A 15401-nucleotide genomic window follows, 5' to 3' on the forward strand; every position below is an offset into this window, starting at 1 on the left:
AAGTTATTTTCTTATTCATTGTTTTATAAAGATTAAAAATTCAAAAGGCCGTCTGAAACACCATGCTTGATTGGGTTTCAGACGGCCTTTAATGATGAACGCGGTCAATCAATCCGCTTGTTTACACAATTCGACAATTTCTGCGCCGTATTTGTCGATTTTCTCCTCATTCATGCCGTGGATTTCCGCCAACTCCGCCAAATCTTGCGGCCGTCGGGCGGCAATCGCGCGCAGGGTAACTTTGCTGCATATCTGATAGGCTTCGAGGCCTTCATGGCGGGCAGTATCGATGTTCCACTGAAGCAGGCAGCGCATCAATCGGCGTTTGCGTTTGTCCTCTTCACTCAGGCCGTCTGAAAACGGGCGGCAGATGTTTAAAATGCCCTCGCCGTATTGCTCTATACGTTTTTCGCCGAGCTTATACACACCTAAAAGGTCGATGGGTTCGGCAGGCGTATTGGTCAACAAATCATCCATGCTTTCGTTGGAGAATACCGTACCCAGCGTTACTTGATCGGCACTTGCCTGCTGCTCGCGCCAAGTTTCCAAAGCCCGTTTTAAGGCCTGTTCGCGCTCGCTCAAGCTGTGGATAACTTGTGCGCTGTCTGTGGAAACCGTACCGGCTTCAGCCGTTTCGCAAACGTCGAGTATCTCCAAACCGAATTTATTGATTTTCGCCTCACCCAAGCCGTAGATTTGATGTAAATCTTCCAACCTTCGGGGCATTTTTTCGACAATATCGCGCAGGGTTTTGTCGCCGCAAACCACATAGGCCGGCACTTCCTCTGCCCGGGCGCGTTGTTGCCGCCATTGACGCAATGCCTGCCACAAACGCTCTTCGCGCTCGGTACGCAACCAATCGTCTTTCGGTTTTTGGGTAGCCGTTTTTTCGCGGCGCAGTGGACGCAACATAACTTCGGTTTCGCCCTTGAGGACTTTTTTTGCCGCTTCGGTCAGCTGCAGGGCTTGATGTTGCTCGACATTGACGGTGAGATAGCCCAAGCTGATGCACTGGCGGATAACGCTGCGCCATTCTTTGTCAGTCTGTTCGCTGCCAATGCCGAATGTGGATAACTTGTCATGGCCGTTGCGCTGTATCCAATCGTCGCTTTTGCCGCGCAAAAGGTTGGTGATGTAACCAGCGGCAAAACGTTGTCCGGCGCGGTACACGCAGCTGAGTAATTTTTGCACCAACACCGTACCGTCAAACCGCACGGGCGGATGCAGGCAGTTGTCGCAATGGCCGCAGGGTTCGGATTCTTCGCCGAAATGTTTGAGCAGCAGTACGCGGCGGCAGGCGGCGGTTTCGCAGACGGAAAGCATGGCATCGAGTTTTTGCATTTCGATTTGCTTTTGCACTTCGTCGCTGTTGCCTTCGGCAATCCGTTCTCGCAGCAACACCCAATCGTTCAAGCCGTAACACAGCCAGCTCACGGCAGGCAGCCCGTCCCGGCCGGCGCGTCCCGATTCCTGATAGAAATGTTCGACACTCTGGGGCATATCGAGATGGGCGACAAAGCGCACGTCGGGTTTGTCTATGCCCATGCCGAACGCCACGGTCGCCACCACGATAATATTGTCTTCATGCGTAAAGCGGCGTTGGTTTTCCTCGCGCACGTCCATGCTCAAACCGGCATGATACGGAATCGCCTCCAAGCCGTTTTCACACAAAAACTGCGCCACATCCTCGACTTTTTTGCGGCTCAAACAATACACAATGCCGCTTTGCCCATGCATCTGCTTGCGGATGAAATCCAACAATTGTTTTTTGCCATTATTTTTTTCGATAACCTGATAATAAATATTCGGACGGTCAAAGCTGGAGATAAATTCGGGCGCATTGTCCAAGTGCAGATAATGCTTGATGTCGGCGCGCGTGGCCGCATCGGCGGTAGCGGTCAGGGCGATGCGCGGGACGTTCGGATAGCGTTCGGCAAGCATGCCGAGCTGTTGATATTCGGGGCGGAAATCGTGTCCCCATTGGCTGACGCAATGCGCCTCATCAATAGCAAACAGGCTGACGGTTTGTTGGTCGAGAAAACGCAAAAAGCGGTCGGTAACCAAGCGTTCCGGTGCGACATAAAGCAGTTTCAGACGGCCTTGGGCAAGCTTGTCGGCAATATCGCGCGCCTCATCTGCCGATGTGCTGCTGTTGACTGCCGCCGCTTCAATCCCGGCCACATGCAGGCTGGCTACTTGGTCGTTCATCAGCGCAATCAGCGGCGATACGACAACCGCCACGCCTTCGCACATCAGCGCCGGAATCTGGTAACACAAAGACTTGCCCCCGCCCGTCGGCATCAGCACCATCAAACTCTCGCCACCGGCCAAAGCATTGACGATAGCCTCCTGCTTGCCACGAAATTCGGGATAACCGAATACTTCGTGCAAAATCTGTTTGGCGGTCGGCTGAGGCATAATGGTTCCGTAGAATAGGGGAAAGCGTTATTTTAACGGTTTTGCACCCGCGTATGTGCGGAACATTTTGCCACCGCTTTTTCAGACGGCCTGAAATTCAAATCTATTCAATTTATTTAAGTTTAAATAAAGATTTATTTTATTTTGAATGAAATATACAAAGGCCGTCTGAAATCCTAATCTTCGGATTTCAGACGGCCTTTCAAAAATAAAATCTTTAGGCTTTTTTGACGAACTCAGATTTCAAGTTCATCGCGCTGCCATCGATTTTGCAACCGATATTGTGGTCGCCCTCTTGTAAGCGGATGCCTTTGACTTTGGTGCCTTGCTTGATAACCATAGAGCTGCCTTTGACTTTCAAATCTTTAATCAAGACAACCGTATCGCCATCTTGCAAGACTGCGCCGTTGGCATCTTTGACTTCCAAGGCATCATCGCTTGCAGCCGCAGCATCGGCCTCGTTCCACTCATGGGCGCACTCAGGGCAAACGTATTGAGTGCCGTCTTCGTAAGTGTATTCCGAGTGGCATTTCGGGCAGGGGGGTAGGGACATGAGGTTTCCTTATAAATATGATAAAAGAAGCGTAAAACGCAAATAATACAATGTCTAAATTATTGATTCGCCTTGCTGCCGCCTACGCCGTAAACGGCATTCCAAGCCGCGTCCAACATCTGGCCGGCTTGTTGCAGCTTGGCATTTTGCTGCTCTTTCTGAGCCAAGGCCGTCTGAATTTCGCCTTTCAAACGGTCAATATCGGATTGTGCGGCCTGTAAACGGCGCTGCGCGCTTTCCAAATCGCTTTGCAGGGAAATGATTTTGCTGTCGTTGCTGTTTTGCTCATGCAAAGCGGCACGGTAAACCGATTGGACGGACAGCAAACGGTCTTCCGCCTCACCGGCATACGCGGCGGCGGCAGATAGCATCATCAGGGCAAGTAAGGTTTTTTTCATGGGTTTTCCTTTAAAGTTGTTGATTTGTAAAGTAAAGTGCAGAGCCGATTTTTCAGCCGCCAAGTTTACATAATATGCTTGTTGGTCTTTGTTCTTGACGGCTTATTTTATCCAATCCGGACATTCAGGCTGCCGATAAAAGTTAATTCAATCAACTGTTGTGGCAGGCAGGCGGCTATTATTTTCTCATATTCTCCGCCTTATTCCATTATTTTCTGGTTTTATTATAAAAGGCCGTCTGAAAAATTTTCAGACGGCCTTTTTGAGTTTCACAATGATGGCTCTGCCTCTCGTCAAAAAGCTTTCCTGTATTTTTTAAATTACAGTCATATTTAAATATGTAAATATGATTTATTTATTGTAAAATTTACCCTTTAGTCATGCCGGAGCATATGGTGTTGCGGCTGTCTGCATCTTTTTAATTCTTCTTTCATGAGAACCCTATGATGAAAAGCAACCGTCTCGCCTATGCCGTTTTGGCAGCCCTACTATCTATCCAAACCCTACCGGCTTCTGCAGCCAACGCTGATACCGCTTCTGCCGTTGAGGCATCCGGGCAAGAAGCGCAACAAGCCTCAGACTCTATCGCAAACTACGTTGACGACCAGATCGTCCAAGGCCCAGCAACCGTTGATTTGGGCAATCAGGCCAAACTGAAACTGCCTGCAAAAATGGTCTTTGTGAAAAAAAATCGCGCCAATGCCATGATGAGGGAAGCAGGCAACGCCACAGACCCCAACCGCTACGGCCTGATTCTCCCCGAGTCGGAAAACGAGGACGGTGATACTAATTGGATGGTAGACCTAACCTTTACCGATTCCGGCTATATCAAAGACGATGATGCCAAAGAATGGGATGTTGAGGCCATGCTCGAGCAACTGAAAGAAGGCACCGAGGAACAAAATAAAGAGCGTGCCTCCCGCAACCTGCCGGAATTGGAAACACGCGGCTGGGTAGAAAAACCGCAATATGATGCAAAGACCCATCGTCTGATTTGGTCGATTGACGTTCTGAATAAAAACGAACCCGATCCCAATCCTGCCATCAACTACAATACTTTCCAGCTGGGACGCGAAGGCTATATTGAATTGACTATGATCACCGATTTGAAAAGCATAGATCAATACAAACCTATTGTGCAAGAATTGTTGGGTAATATCGAATTCAATGAAGGCAAGCGCTACAGTGATTTCAATGCCGCAACCGACAAAGTGGCTGAATACGGACTGGCTGCCTTGGTTGGCGGTATCGCTGCAAAAAAACTGGGATTATTAGCTTTGGTCGGCGCATTACTGGCTAAATTCGGCAAACTGATTATTTTCGGTGCTGTTGCAGCAGGCGCATTGTTTAAAGGCCTGTGGCGCAAAAAAGATAAAAATAAACTGAACGAAGAAGAATAAATAAATCCTGTTCAAAATAAAAAGGCCGTCTGAAACATTTCAGACGGCCTTTTATCATTCATGCCTTACGAACGGATCCGTTTCAACACTTCTTCTTTGCCGATTAATGCCAATACGGCATCGACGCTTGGGGTTTTTGCCGTACCGCAGACAGCGAGGCGCAGGGGCATACCGAGTTTGCCCATTTTGATGCCTTCTTCGTCGCAGAAAGGTTTGAAGAGATCGTGGATGGCTTCGGCGTTCCAGTCTTCCAGCCCTTCGAGGCGTTCGGCAAAGCGCAGCATACGGGCGGCGGCTTCGTCGTCCCAGTGCTTCTGCACGTCTGCTTCGGCCGGCGTTTGTTTGACGTAGAAGTAGAGGCACTCGTCGGCAAGTGTGTTCAGGTCTTGGGCGCGGTCTTTGACCAATGCCAACACGTCTTCCAAAGCAGGCTTGCTTGTTTCATGGATATCGCGCAGGGCGAGGCGCGGTTTCACCATTTCGGCCAGTTTTTCGTTGGCGGTGATTTTGATGTGTTCGCCGTTAATCCAGTAGAGTTTCTTCAAGTCCATACGGCTTGGGGATGGGGAAACGTCTTTCAAATCAAACCATTCGATGAATTGTTCCATCGTGAAGAATTCATCATCGCCGTGCGCCCAGCCCAAGCGTGCTAGATAGTTGAGCATGGCTTCGGGCAGGATGCCCATTGCGCCGAAATCGGTAATGGCAACGGTATCGCCGCTGCGTTTGGAGATTTTTTTGCCTTGTTCGTTGAGAATCATCGGCAGGTGGCCGTATTCGGGCAGGTTTGCGCCGATGGCTTTTAAGATGTTGATTTGTTTCGGGGTGTTGTTCACATGATCGTCGCCGCGGATAACGTGGGTAACGCCCATGTCGTAGTCGTCCACGACAACGCAGAAGTTGTAGGTCGGCGTGCCGTCGGCGCGGGCGATAATCAGGTCGTCAAGCGCTTCGTTGGGAATGGAGATTTCGCCTTTGACCAAGTCCGTCCATTTGGTGACGCCGTCCAAAGGTGTTTTGAAACGGACAACGGGTTGCACGTCGGCAGGGATTTCTGGCAGGGTTTTGCCTTCTTCCGGACGCCAGCGGCGGTCGTAAGTCGCCGTGCCTTCTTTTTCGGCTTTCTCGCGCATGGCTTCCAGCTCTTCTTTGCTGCAATAGCAGTAGTAGGCATGGCCTTTTTCTAAAAGTTCGGCGATGACTTCTTTATAGCGGTCGAAACGGCGGGTTTGGTACACGACGTTGTCGGCGTTGTCGTAGTTCAGGCCGACCCATTTCATGCCGTCGAGGATGATGTTGACGGACTCGGCGGTAGAACGCGCCAAGTCGGTGTCTTCGATACGCAATAAGAATTCGCCTTTATGATGGCGGGCAAACGCCCATGAGAACAGGGCGGTGCGTACGCCGCCGATGTGCAGGTAGCCGGTTGGGCTGGGGGCGAAACGGGTTGTGACGGTCATGATGGCTCCAAAGTCTTTGAAAACAGGTATTTTACTTTTTCGGCAAGGTTTAAACAATGTACGGCCGTCTGAAAATAATATCGGCGCAGAAGGACCGTCTGGAAACTTTTCTCCTGAAAACAAATCAAATATAATGATAATTATTTTTTTTAAAGGATCCGCTCATGAACAAACGCGCTTTATTTGCCGCCCTCGCCCTCCTGCCCCTTTTTGCCCAAGCCGAAATCAAAACTATCAAAGACGTATTGGGACGCGAAGTCAAAGTCGATGTCCCTGTCAAACGCGCGGTTTTGGCGTTTTACTATCCCGACTATATCGCGGTAACGGGCGCGGACAAATTTAAAAACGTCATCGGAATTTCGCGTGAGTTTTGGGAGAAATTCAATCCCGGCAGCTGGGCGATGTTCAAACAGAAGCTGCCTACGCTGCAAAACATTGCGGACATCGGCAACATCAGCACCGGCACGTTTTCACTGGAGAAAACGCTCGCGCTCAAGCCGGACGTATTGATTCTGGCCGACTGGCAGTATAAGGCCGTCGCCACCCACCTGCCGCGCATTGAAGCGGCAGGCATACCCGTCGTCGTGGTCGATTTCAACGCCGAAACCGTCGCGCGGCACACGCGCAGTGCGGAAATTTTCGGCGAACTCAACGGTACGCAGGCGCGCGCCCAAAAAATTGCCGCCGAATACGCCCGAGGCATTGCCGACATCCAAAAACGCGTCGCGCGCGCCAAGCAGTCCAAACCGAAAATCTATATCGAGTTCGGCGACAAAGGCCCGTCCGAATACAGCTACACCTTCGGCAAAGATATGTGGGGCGCGATTGCCGACACAGCAGGCGGCAACAATATCGCCGCGCCTTACGTTAAAAACTGGGGACCGATAAACCCTGAAAAATTCCTGACGGCCAAACCCGACGTCATCGTCATTTCGGGGACGGAAAACGGCCATAAAGACAAGCCTGGCATTATGGCGATGGGCATAGGCATCAGCCAGGCCGATGCGCAACGCCGCCTGGCCGGATTTGTCAAACGCAAAGGCTGGGCAGACATTCCTGCCGTCAAAAACAAACGCGTTTACGGCATCTACCACACCGCCTCCCGCTCGCTCACCGATTTGGCCAGTGCGCAATTTATCGCCAAAACCCTGTATCCGCAGCAGTTTGCCGACATAGACCCAAACAAGACCTATCTGGACTTCTACCGCAAATACCTGCCCGTCGTGCCGGACGGTACGTTTTACATCCGATTGAAATAGCGGCTGCAAAAATCATAGGCTCAGGCCGTCTGAATATGTATGCTATACTAATAAGGCTTTATTATGTATAATTATTATTCTTTTTATTTAATGTATTGGACAAGATATGACTGAACAAAACCAAATCGGCCATCAACAGGCTCCGATTGTAAGCGTCAAAGAATGGTTGATAACAAACTTGATTTTGATGATTCCGCTGGTCAATATAGTTATGATGCTTGTATGGGCATTCAGCTCAAACACCAATCCGAATAAAGCTAATTATTTCAAGGCTTCCTTGATTCTGTTTGCCATCGTAATGGCAATTTATCTGGTACTGGCTGTAGTCTTTTTTGGCAGTGTAGCTGCAAATCAATATCAATAAGTAAGCATACATTTAGGCCGTCTGAAACCTAAAAGGATTCAGACGGCCTTTTATTCCCATCAGCTCAACCACCTATCCAATTCCAAACCGCATCGCTCCATTTGCCGATACGGTAGAGAAACAAAGAATAGCTCTCCTGCATCAGGAACTTGGCTTTCTTGCTGCACTCATCAAAGCGCGTGGTCGGTGTGGCGGAGAACTGCGCGTCTGACAAGCCTAAATCGGCGGCCATTTCTTCGGCGCGCGCCAAATGATACGGGTCGCTGACAACGATAATGCTGCCGACTCCGTTGGCGTGCATGATGGGGACGATATTGCGCAGGTTTTCGTAAGTGTTGCGCGACGTGTTTTCAAACAGGATATTGTGCGCCGGTATGCCCTGCTTGAGCGCGTATCGGCGCCCCACTTCGGCTTCGGTCATGAATCCTTTTTTGGGCGTACCGCCGGTGAAAATGATTTTGCCGACCCGATGGCTTTGGTAGAGCGTGATGGCGTGGTTGATGCGCTCACGGAACACCGGCGACGGGCGTTTGTCCCACGCCGCCGCACCCAACACTACCGCCGCATCGGCATGAGCGTCCTTCGGCAAGGTTTGCAAACCTGTCCGGTAAATCTGCCATGTGCCACTCAAAAAAATACCGCACACCAACAAAACGCTCAAAGCAAGGCCGCGAAATAGGTAGTATCGCAAGCCATTGCGGCTTTTAAGCAGGGAAATCATCTTCAGACGGCCTTATCCAACCCCGTCAGCCGAGTAGGGCGGCAATGTTTTCCAACGGACGGCCGATGGCTGCGCGCGTAGGCGTTACCAAAACGGGACGCTCAAGCAGGGCAGGGTGTTCGGCGATTGCCTGAAGCAGGGCGGCATTGTCCAAATCGGGATTGTCCAAACCCAATTCTTTGTACAAATCGTCTTTCGTGCGCATCATGCCGCGCACCGACTCGATGCCGAGTTTGGCAAACATATCCTGCAAAGTCGCCAAATCGGGCGCGGTATCCAGATATTTGACTACGTCGGCGGCAACGCCTTTTTCTTCGAGCAAAGCCAGCGCGGCACGCGATTTGCTGCAACGCGGGTTGTGATAAAGTGTGAATTCAGACGGCATGAAAGTCTCCGTATTATTGCAAAATCATTCAATGATTGCGGTTATTATCGTCTGCAACTGATTTTTACTCAAACTTTTTACCTGATATCTTGATGTGAATCGGTAGGCATGCCCACCAAACCGTTTTACAATAAACACAATTTCGATTGGCAACCTCAAGGATACAACCATGAAAGCCTTAACCGCCCTTCTCTTGTCCGCCACCGTTTTTACCGCTGCGCCGGCCTTTGCCGCCGACGAAACGGCAGGTTGGCAGGACAACAAACCGCAAAGCCTGGAGTCGCTCAAAGCCCCCGTGCGCGTGGTCAACCTTTGGGCAACCTGGTGCGGCCCCTGCCGTAAAGAAATGCCCGCCATGTCCGCATGGTACAAAGCGCAGAAAAAAGGCAGCGTCGATATGGTCGGCATCGCGCTGGATACAACCGACAACATCGGCAAGTTCCTGAAACAAACGCCGGTCAGCTACCCGATTTGGCGTTACACCGGCGCCAACAGCCGCAACTTCATGAAAGCCCACGGCAACAACGTCGGCGTACTGCCCTTCACAGTCGTCGAAGCGCCGAAATGCGGCTACAAACAAACCATCACCGGCGAAGTCAACGAAAAAAGCCTGACCGCCGCCGTGAATTTGGCCAAAACCAAATGTAAATAAAACAGCGGATAGGTGCTTCACCTACGCTGATACCGAGGCCGTCTGAAACCCAATCGTTCAGACGGCCTTTATTTCAAACCATATTGCTTTGTGTTGCAAACCGGCAGTGTCTCCGCCGGCAGAACCGGGGTTTCACTATCAAAAAGCAGCCGAAATATTTATAATCTGTGAATATCCCCATTTTTTCAGACGGCATGTTGCCCTATCGATGACGCCGGCCGTCTGAATCCCTATTTTCAGGAAAACCCATGATCCGTTTCGAACAAGTTTCCAAAACCTATCCCGGCGGTTTCGAAGCCCTGAAAAATGTCAGTTTCCAGATTAACAAAGGTGAGATGATTTTTATCGCCGGCCATTCGGGCTCGGGCAAATCCACCATTTTGAAGCTGATTTCAGGCATTACCAAGCCTACCAAAGGCAAGGTTTGGTTCAATAATCAAGACCTCGGCACCTTGAGCGACAATCAGATCGGCTTTATGCGCCAACATATCGGCATTGTCTTCCAAGACCACAAAATCCTCTACGACCGCAATGTCTTGCAAAACGTTATCCTGCCTTTGCGGATTAGCGGCTACCAGCCGCGCAAAGCGGAAGAGCGCGCGCGTATTGCGATTGAGAAAGTCGGCTTGAAAGGCCGCGAAAACGATATGCCCATCACTTTGTCCGGTGGCGAACAACAGCGCTTGTGCATCGCGCGCGCAGTGGTTCACCAACCCAGCCTGCTGATTGCCGACGAGCCGTCCGCCAGCCTCGACCGCGCCTATGCGCTGGATATTATGGAATTGTTCAAAACCTTCCATGAAGCAGGCACGACCGTGATTGTTGCGGCGCACGATGAAACGCTGATGGCAGATTACGGCCACCGCGTCTTGCGCCTGCAGAAAGGACGCCTCGCATGAGCATGATTCATTACATCTCGCTACACGTCGAATCAGCGCGCGCCGCGCTCAAAGAGCTTCTACGCCAACCCATCGGCACGCTGCTGACCCTGCTCATGCTTGCCGTTGCCATGACCTTGCCGCTGTTTATGTATTTGGGCATCCAAAGCGGACAAAGCGTATTGGGCAAACTCAACGAATCGCCGCAAATTACGGTTTATATGGACACCGATGCGGCAAGTTCTGATGCCGATACGGTGAAAAACCTGCTCCAACGCGACAGCCGTATCGATAAAGTCCGCTTTATCAGCAAGCAGGAAGGTTTGGAAGAATTGCAGACCAATCTCGACCAAAACCTCGTTTCCATGCTCGATGGCAACCCGTTGCCCGATGTCTTTATCGTTACGCCCGACCCTGCCACTTCTCCGGATCAGATGCAGGCCATCTATAAAGACATTACCAAACTGCCGCGCGTCGAATCGGCAACCATGGATACCGAATGGGTACAAACCCTTTATCGTATTAATGAATTTATCCGCAAGATTTTATGGTTCCTCTCGCTGACTTTGGGCATGGCCTTTGTCTTGGTGGCACACAACACCATCCGCCTGCAAATCCTCAGCCGCAAAGAAGAGTTGGAAATCACCAAGCTGTTGGGGGCGCCCGCTTCCTTCATCCGCCGTCCTTTCCTTTATCAGGCAATGTGGCAGAGTATTTTCTCCGCCGCCGTCAGCTTGGGCTTGTCGGCTTGGCTTTTGGCCGAAGTACGGCCGCTGGTGGACGCAATTTTCAAACCCTACGGCCTGAACATCGGCTGGCGTTTCTTCACATTTAGCGAAGTGTCGCTGGTATTCGGCTTCGTCATCGCGCTGGGCGTATTCGGCGCATGGCTGGCCACCACGCAACACCTCTTAGGCTTCAAAGCCAAAAAATAAGCCTTGGCAAACAGGCCGTCTGAACCATTCAGACGGCCTGAAATCTTATCCTTTCGCAACTTAAACAAACCTTGTGAAAATTTAATACTGCCAAATCTAACAGCAAGGGCATAATCCCTTATAATTGATGGTTTATTATTCATCTCATTTCATTTGTGCGGCATAAGCCGTGCAGACAAATAACGAAAGACATCCTGTGGACAAACTCAAAATCTCTGCCAATGGCCCCCTCAACGGCGAAATCATCGTATCCGGCGCAAAAAACGCCGCCCTGCCGCTGATGTGTGCCGGCCTGCTGACTTCCGGCACTTTACGCTTGAAAAACGTACCCATGCTCGCCGACGTCAAAACCACCCAAAAACTGCTGCAAGGCATGGGCGCACGCGTTTTGACCGACAACATCTCCGAATTTGAAATCAACGGCGGCACCGTCAACAACACCTGCGCACCTTACGAGCTGGTAAAAACCATGCGCGCATCCATCTTGGTTTTGGGCCCGACCCTTGCCCGCTTCGGCGAAGCCCAAGTCAGCCTGCCCGGCGGCTGCGCCATCGGTTCGCGCCCGGTTGACCAACACCTCAAAGGCCTCGAAACCATGGGTGCGGAAATCACCATCGAACACGGTTACGTCAAAGCCAAAGGTCGTCTGAAAGGCACGCGCGTTACCATGGATGTCGTGACCGTAGGCGGCACTGAAAACCTGCTGATGGCGGCCACGCTTGCCGAAGGCACCACCATCCTCGAAAACTGCGCCATCGAGCCCGAAGTCGTCGATTTGGCCGAATGCCTCGTTAAAATGGGCGCAAAAATCAGCGGCATCGGTACAGCAACCATGACCATCGAAGGCGTAAAAGAGCTGCACGGCTGCGAACACAGCGTCGTTCCCGACCGTATCGAAGCCGGTACCTTCCTCTGCGCCGTCGCCATGACCGGCGGCAAAGTCGTCCTGCGCAATGCCGCACCGAAAACCATGGAAGTCGTATTGGACAAACTGAGCGAAGCCGGAGCCATCATCGAAGCCGGCGACAACTGGATTTCCATCGACATGCAACAACGCCCAAAAGCCGTGGACATCCGCACCGTCGTCCACCCAGGCTTCCCAACCGACATGCAGGCGCAGTTTATGGCCATGAACGCCATTGCCGAAGGCAGCAGCCGCGTGGTGGAAACCATTTTTGAAAACCGCTTCATGCACGTTCCCGAACTCAACCGCATGGGCGCAGACATCACCACCGAAGGCAACACCGCCTACATCAAAGGCGTGGAAAAACTCTCCGGCGCCGTCGTGATGGCAACCGACCTGCGCGCCTCCGCCAGCCTCGTCATGGCCGGTTTGGTCGCAGATGGCGAAACCATCGTCGAACGCATCTACCACCTAGACCGCGGCTATGAATACATCGAGAAAAAACTCGGCGGCGTAGGCGCAAAAATCGAACGCGTACGCGGTTAATCCCATACGCAGCCGATAAATAAAAGGCCGTCTGAAACACCGGCAATCGGGTTTCAGACGGCCTTTACGTATTGTTTTGCGGTATAATTCCCGACATCTTTATCCATTGTTTTTAAAAGCACAAACCATGACACGCAAAATCCTTGTCACTTCCGCGCTGCCGTATGCCAACGGCAGCATCCACCTCGGCCATATGGTCGAACACATCCAAACCGACGTTTGGGTACGCTTCCAAAAACTGCGCGGCCACGAATGCTACTACTGCTGCGCCGACGACACCCACGGCACGCCCGTGATGCTTGCCGCGCAAAAACAAGGCATTGCGCCTGAAGACATGATTGCCAAAGTCCGCGAAGAGCACCTCGCCGACTTTACCGGTTTCAACATCGGCTACGACAATTATTACAGCACCCATTCCCCTGAAAACAAACAGTTTTCCCAAGACATTTACCGCGCGCTGAAAGCCAACGGCAAGATTGAGAGCCGCGTCATCGAGCAGCTTTTCGACCCCGAAAAACAAATGTTCCTGCCCGACCGCTTTGTCAAAGGCGAATGCCCGAAATGCCACGCCCAAGACCAATACGGCGACAACTGCGAAGTCTGCGGCACGACCTATTCCCCGACCGAACTGATTAACCCGTATTCCGCCGTTTCTGGTGCAAAACCCGAATTGCGCGAATCCGAACACTTCTTCTTCAAACTGGGCGAATGCGCCGACTTCCTCAAAGCATGGACTTCCGGCAACAATCCGCACGACGGCAAGCCCCATCTGCAACCCGAAGCCCTCAACAAAATGAAAGAATGGCTGGGCGAAGGCGAAGAAACCACGCTGTCCGACTGGGACATCTCCCGCGACGCGCCGTATTTCGGTTTCGAAATCCCCGACGCGCCGGGCAAATATTTCTACGTTTGGCTGGATGCGCCCGTCGGCTACATGGCCTCGTTTAAAAACCTGTGCGACCGCATCGGCGTCGATTTCGACGAATACTTCAAAGCCGACAGCCAAACCGAGATGTACCACTTCATCGGCAAAGACATCCTCTATTTCCACGCCCTGTTCTGGCCCGCCATGCTGCATTTCTCCGGCCACCGCGCCCCGACCGGCGTGTACGCACACGGCTTTTTGACCGTCGACGGACAAAAAATGTCCAAATCGCGCGGCACCTTCATCACCGCCAAATCCTATCTGGAACAAGGCCTGAACCCCGAGTGGATGCGCTACTACATCGCCGCCAAACTCAACAGCAAAATCGAAGACATCGATTTGAACCTGCAAGACTTCATCAGCCGCGTCAACAGCGACCTCGTCGGCAAATACGTCAACATCGCCGCCCGCGCATCAGGTTTCATCGCCAAACGCTTTGAAGGCCGTCTGAAAGATGTTGCCGACAGCGAATTGCTGGCAAAACTGACTGCGCAAAGCGAAGCCATTGCCGAATGCTACGAAAGCCGCGAATACGCCAAAGCCCTGCGCGACATCATGGCCTTGGCAGACATTGTCAACGAATACGTTGATGCCAACAAACCGTGGGAACTGGCGAAACAAGAAGGCCAAGAGGAACGCCTGCACGAAGTATGCAGCGAGCTCATCAACGCCTTTACCATGTTGACCGCCTACCTCGCCCCCGTATTGCCGAAAGTGGCCGAAAATGCCGCCAAATTCCTGAATTTAGAAGCCATCACTTGGGCAAATACACGCGAAACCTTGGGCGAACACGCCATCAACAAATACGAACATTTAATGCAACGAGTGGAGCAAAAACAAGTGGACGATTTAATCGAAGCCAACAAACAAAGCATCGCCTCCGCAGCCGCGCCTGCCGCCGAAGAAAGCAAATACGAAAAAGTCGCCGAACAAGCGAGCTTTGACGACTTTATGAAAATCGACATGCGCGTCGCCAAAGTATTGAACTGCGAAGCCGTTGAAGGCAGCACCAAACTCCTAAAATTCGACCTCGATTTCGGTTTTGAAAAACGCATCATCTTCTCCGGCATCGCCGCATCTTATCCCAACCCCGCCGAATTGAACGGCCGCATGGTCATCGCCGTCGCCAACTTCGCCCCGCGCAAAATGGCAAAATTCGGCGTATCCGAAGGCATGATCCTTTCAGCCGCCACGGCAGAGGGCAAACTGAAGCTCCTCGACGTTGACGCAGGCGCGCAACCCGGGGATAAAGTGGGCTAAGCCTTAGCCAAACCATAAGGAGAAACCATGTTAAACCTTTCCGCTCCGGTACTTAAAGAAATTGAGTTGCTTAATGATGCAGGCTTATCGGTTGGCGCTATTATTACAGTGTTGCGTCTGAAGTTTCCGGTAGAACTCCATGATCGGGGGGACAAACAAATTGAAGAAGCCGTTCTTCTCATGATCAATCCGCCACGAAAAGCACCTTCTCTTTCCCGCTAAGGCAGCAATGCCGGTTGAAAGGTAAATTTGGTTATTCTTTAAAAGGGTAAGCGGATTAAATGGTTGATCTTACCTTTGCATGAGAGTGAGACAGACTAGCATCTCATCGGATTATCTGGTT

General features: G+C 51.5%; 15 protein-coding genes. 9 read left to right on the forward strand and 6 right to left on the reverse strand.

The window, feature by feature from the left end:
• Positions 1 to 108: 108 nt before the first annotated feature.
• The 3 genes from recQ to ACTHSW_RS01710 all read right to left on the reverse strand — a co-directional run bounded on the left by recQ (position 109) and on the right by ACTHSW_RS01710 (position 3369).
• Entirely contained in the window at positions 109 to 2418 is a 2310-nt protein-coding gene (gene recQ / locus ACTHSW_RS01700) for a DNA helicase RecQ (protein WP_070461013.1), read from the reverse strand.
• A 217-nt stretch (positions 2419 to 2635) separates the two neighbouring features.
• Positions 2636 to 2971, reverse strand: a complete 336-nt coding sequence (locus tag ACTHSW_RS01705) for a zinc ribbon domain-containing protein YjdM (protein ID WP_070461010.1) — start codon at positions 2969 to 2971, stop codon at positions 2636 to 2638.
• 59 nt (positions 2972 to 3030) lie between these two features.
• The gene (locus tag ACTHSW_RS01710; RefSeq protein WP_004519158.1) at positions 3031 to 3369 is read right to left on the reverse strand and encodes a hypothetical protein; all 339 of its coding nucleotides are present in this window, start codon (positions 3367 to 3369) and stop codon (positions 3031 to 3033) included.
• A gap of 443 nt (positions 3370 to 3812) precedes the next feature.
• Between ACTHSW_RS01710 and ACTHSW_RS01715 the strand changes: the two genes are divergently transcribed.
• Complete coding sequence (locus ACTHSW_RS01715) at positions 3813 to 4769, forward strand: DUF2167 domain-containing protein (RefSeq protein WP_107792279.1); 957 nt, start codon at positions 3813 to 3815, stop codon at positions 4767 to 4769.
• A 65-nt stretch (positions 4770 to 4834) separates the two neighbouring features.
• On the opposite strand, the gene gltX is transcribed toward ACTHSW_RS01715, so the two are convergent.
• Positions 4835 to 6229, reverse strand: a complete 1395-nt coding sequence (gene gltX / locus ACTHSW_RS01720) for a glutamate--tRNA ligase (RefSeq protein ID WP_107811080.1) — start codon at positions 6227 to 6229, stop codon at positions 4835 to 4837.
• A 164-nt stretch (positions 6230 to 6393) separates the two neighbouring features.
• Between gltX and ACTHSW_RS01725 the strand changes: the two genes are divergently transcribed.
• On the forward strand, positions 6394 to 7488 hold the full coding sequence (locus ACTHSW_RS01725) for an ABC transporter substrate-binding protein (RefSeq protein ID WP_070646467.1): 1095 nt from the start codon (positions 6394 to 6396) through the stop codon (positions 7486 to 7488).
• Between the two features lie 106 nt (positions 7489 to 7594).
• Entirely contained in the window at positions 7595 to 7852 is a 258-nt protein-coding gene (locus ACTHSW_RS01730; protein ID WP_049344932.1) for a hypothetical protein, read from the forward strand.
• A 64-nt stretch (positions 7853 to 7916) separates the two neighbouring features.
• Here the strand turns inward: ACTHSW_RS01730 and ACTHSW_RS01735 are convergent, their stop codons facing one another.
• Together ACTHSW_RS01735 and arsC are read right to left on the reverse strand one after the other, a co-directional pair.
• Positions 7917 to 8573 (reverse strand): YdcF family protein, encoded by a 657-nt coding sequence (locus tag ACTHSW_RS01735; RefSeq protein ID WP_440373747.1) that lies wholly within the window; start codon positions 8571 to 8573, stop codon positions 7917 to 7919.
• A 25-nt stretch (positions 8574 to 8598) separates the two neighbouring features.
• On the reverse strand, positions 8599 to 8958 hold the full coding sequence (gene arsC / locus ACTHSW_RS01740; protein WP_004519164.1) for an arsenate reductase (glutaredoxin): 360 nt from the start codon (positions 8956 to 8958) through the stop codon (positions 8599 to 8601).
• A gap of 169 nt (positions 8959 to 9127) precedes the next feature.
• On the opposite strand from arsC, the gene ACTHSW_RS01745 reads away from it, so the two are divergent.
• The 6 genes from ACTHSW_RS01745 (at position 9128) to ACTHSW_RS01770 (ending at position 15280) form a co-directional block, all read left to right on the forward strand.
• On the forward strand, positions 9128 to 9610 hold the full coding sequence (locus ACTHSW_RS01745) for a TlpA disulfide reductase family protein (protein ID WP_049349226.1): 483 nt from the start codon (positions 9128 to 9130) through the stop codon (positions 9608 to 9610).
• 248 nt (positions 9611 to 9858) lie between these two features.
• On the forward strand, positions 9859 to 10509 hold the full coding sequence (gene ftsE / locus ACTHSW_RS01750; RefSeq protein WP_003681151.1) for a cell division ATP-binding protein FtsE: 651 nt from the start codon (positions 9859 to 9861) through the stop codon (positions 10507 to 10509).
• The gene (gene ftsX, locus ACTHSW_RS01755; protein ID WP_003747810.1) at positions 10506 to 11423 is read left to right on the forward strand and encodes a permease-like cell division protein FtsX; all 918 of its coding nucleotides are present in this window, start codon (positions 10506 to 10508) and stop codon (positions 11421 to 11423) included. Before ftsE ends, ftsX begins: the two co-directional genes overlap by 4 nt.
• A gap of 196 nt (positions 11424 to 11619) precedes the next feature.
• Complete coding sequence (murA, locus tag ACTHSW_RS01760) at positions 11620 to 12873, forward strand: UDP-N-acetylglucosamine 1-carboxyvinyltransferase (RefSeq protein WP_070460995.1); 1254 nt, start codon at positions 11620 to 11622, stop codon at positions 12871 to 12873.
• 127 nt (positions 12874 to 13000) lie between these two features.
• Positions 13001 to 15058, forward strand: a complete 2058-nt coding sequence (metG, locus tag ACTHSW_RS01765; protein ID WP_070460993.1) for a methionine--tRNA ligase — start codon at positions 13001 to 13003, stop codon at positions 15056 to 15058.
• A 27-nt stretch (positions 15059 to 15085) separates the two neighbouring features.
• The gene (locus ACTHSW_RS01770) at positions 15086 to 15280 is read left to right on the forward strand and encodes a virulence regulator (RefSeq protein ID WP_070460991.1); all 195 of its coding nucleotides are present in this window, start codon (positions 15086 to 15088) and stop codon (positions 15278 to 15280) included.
• Positions 15281 to 15401: the final 121 nt, after the last annotated feature.

This window comes from Neisseria sp. P0008.S004 (assembly GCF_051962755.1).
Taxonomy (GTDB): Bacteria; Pseudomonadota; Gammaproteobacteria; order Burkholderiales; family Neisseriaceae; genus Neisseria; species Neisseria subflava_A.

Bases quoted from the DNA above. Each gene is read 5' to 3' on its own strand.
- gltX (WP_107811080.1), bottom strand. From the start codon at position 6,229: ATGACCGTCACAACCCGTTTCGCCCCCAGCCCAACCGGCTACCTGCAC.
- recQ (WP_070461013.1), bottom strand. From the start codon at position 2,418: ATGCCTCAGCCGACCGCCAAACAGATTTTGCACGAAGTATTCGGTTAT.
- metG (WP_070460993.1), top strand. From the start codon at position 13,001: ATGACACGCAAAATCCTTGTCACTTCCGCGCTGCCGTATGCCAACGGC.
- ACTHSW_RS01705 (WP_070461010.1), bottom strand. From the start codon at position 2,971: ATGTCCCTACCCCCCTGCCCGAAATGCCACTCGGAATACACTTACGAA.
- ACTHSW_RS01710 (WP_004519158.1), bottom strand. From the start codon at position 3,369: ATGAAAAAAACCTTACTTGCCCTGATGATGCTATCTGCCGCCGCCGCG.
- ftsX (WP_003747810.1), top strand. From the start codon at position 10,506: ATGAGCATGATTCATTACATCTCGCTACACGTCGAATCAGCGCGCGCC.
- ACTHSW_RS01715 (WP_107792279.1), top strand. From the start codon at position 3,813: ATGATGAAAAGCAACCGTCTCGCCTATGCCGTTTTGGCAGCCCTACTA.
- ACTHSW_RS01730 (WP_049344932.1), top strand. From the start codon at position 7,595: ATGACTGAACAAAACCAAATCGGCCATCAACAGGCTCCGATTGTAAGC.
- ACTHSW_RS01735 (WP_440373747.1), bottom strand. From the start codon at position 8,573: ATGATTTCCCTGCTTAAAAGCCGCAATGGCTTGCGATACTACCTATTT.
- ACTHSW_RS01725 (WP_070646467.1), top strand. From the start codon at position 6,394: ATGAACAAACGCGCTTTATTTGCCGCCCTCGCCCTCCTGCCCCTTTTT.
- arsC (WP_004519164.1), bottom strand. From the start codon at position 8,958: ATGCCGTCTGAATTCACACTTTATCACAACCCGCGTTGCAGCAAATCG.
- ACTHSW_RS01745 (WP_049349226.1), top strand. From the start codon at position 9,128: ATGAAAGCCTTAACCGCCCTTCTCTTGTCCGCCACCGTTTTTACCGCT.
- ACTHSW_RS01770 (WP_070460991.1), top strand. From the start codon at position 15,086: ATGTTAAACCTTTCCGCTCCGGTACTTAAAGAAATTGAGTTGCTTAAT.
- ftsE (WP_003681151.1), top strand. From the start codon at position 9,859: ATGATCCGTTTCGAACAAGTTTCCAAAACCTATCCCGGCGGTTTCGAA.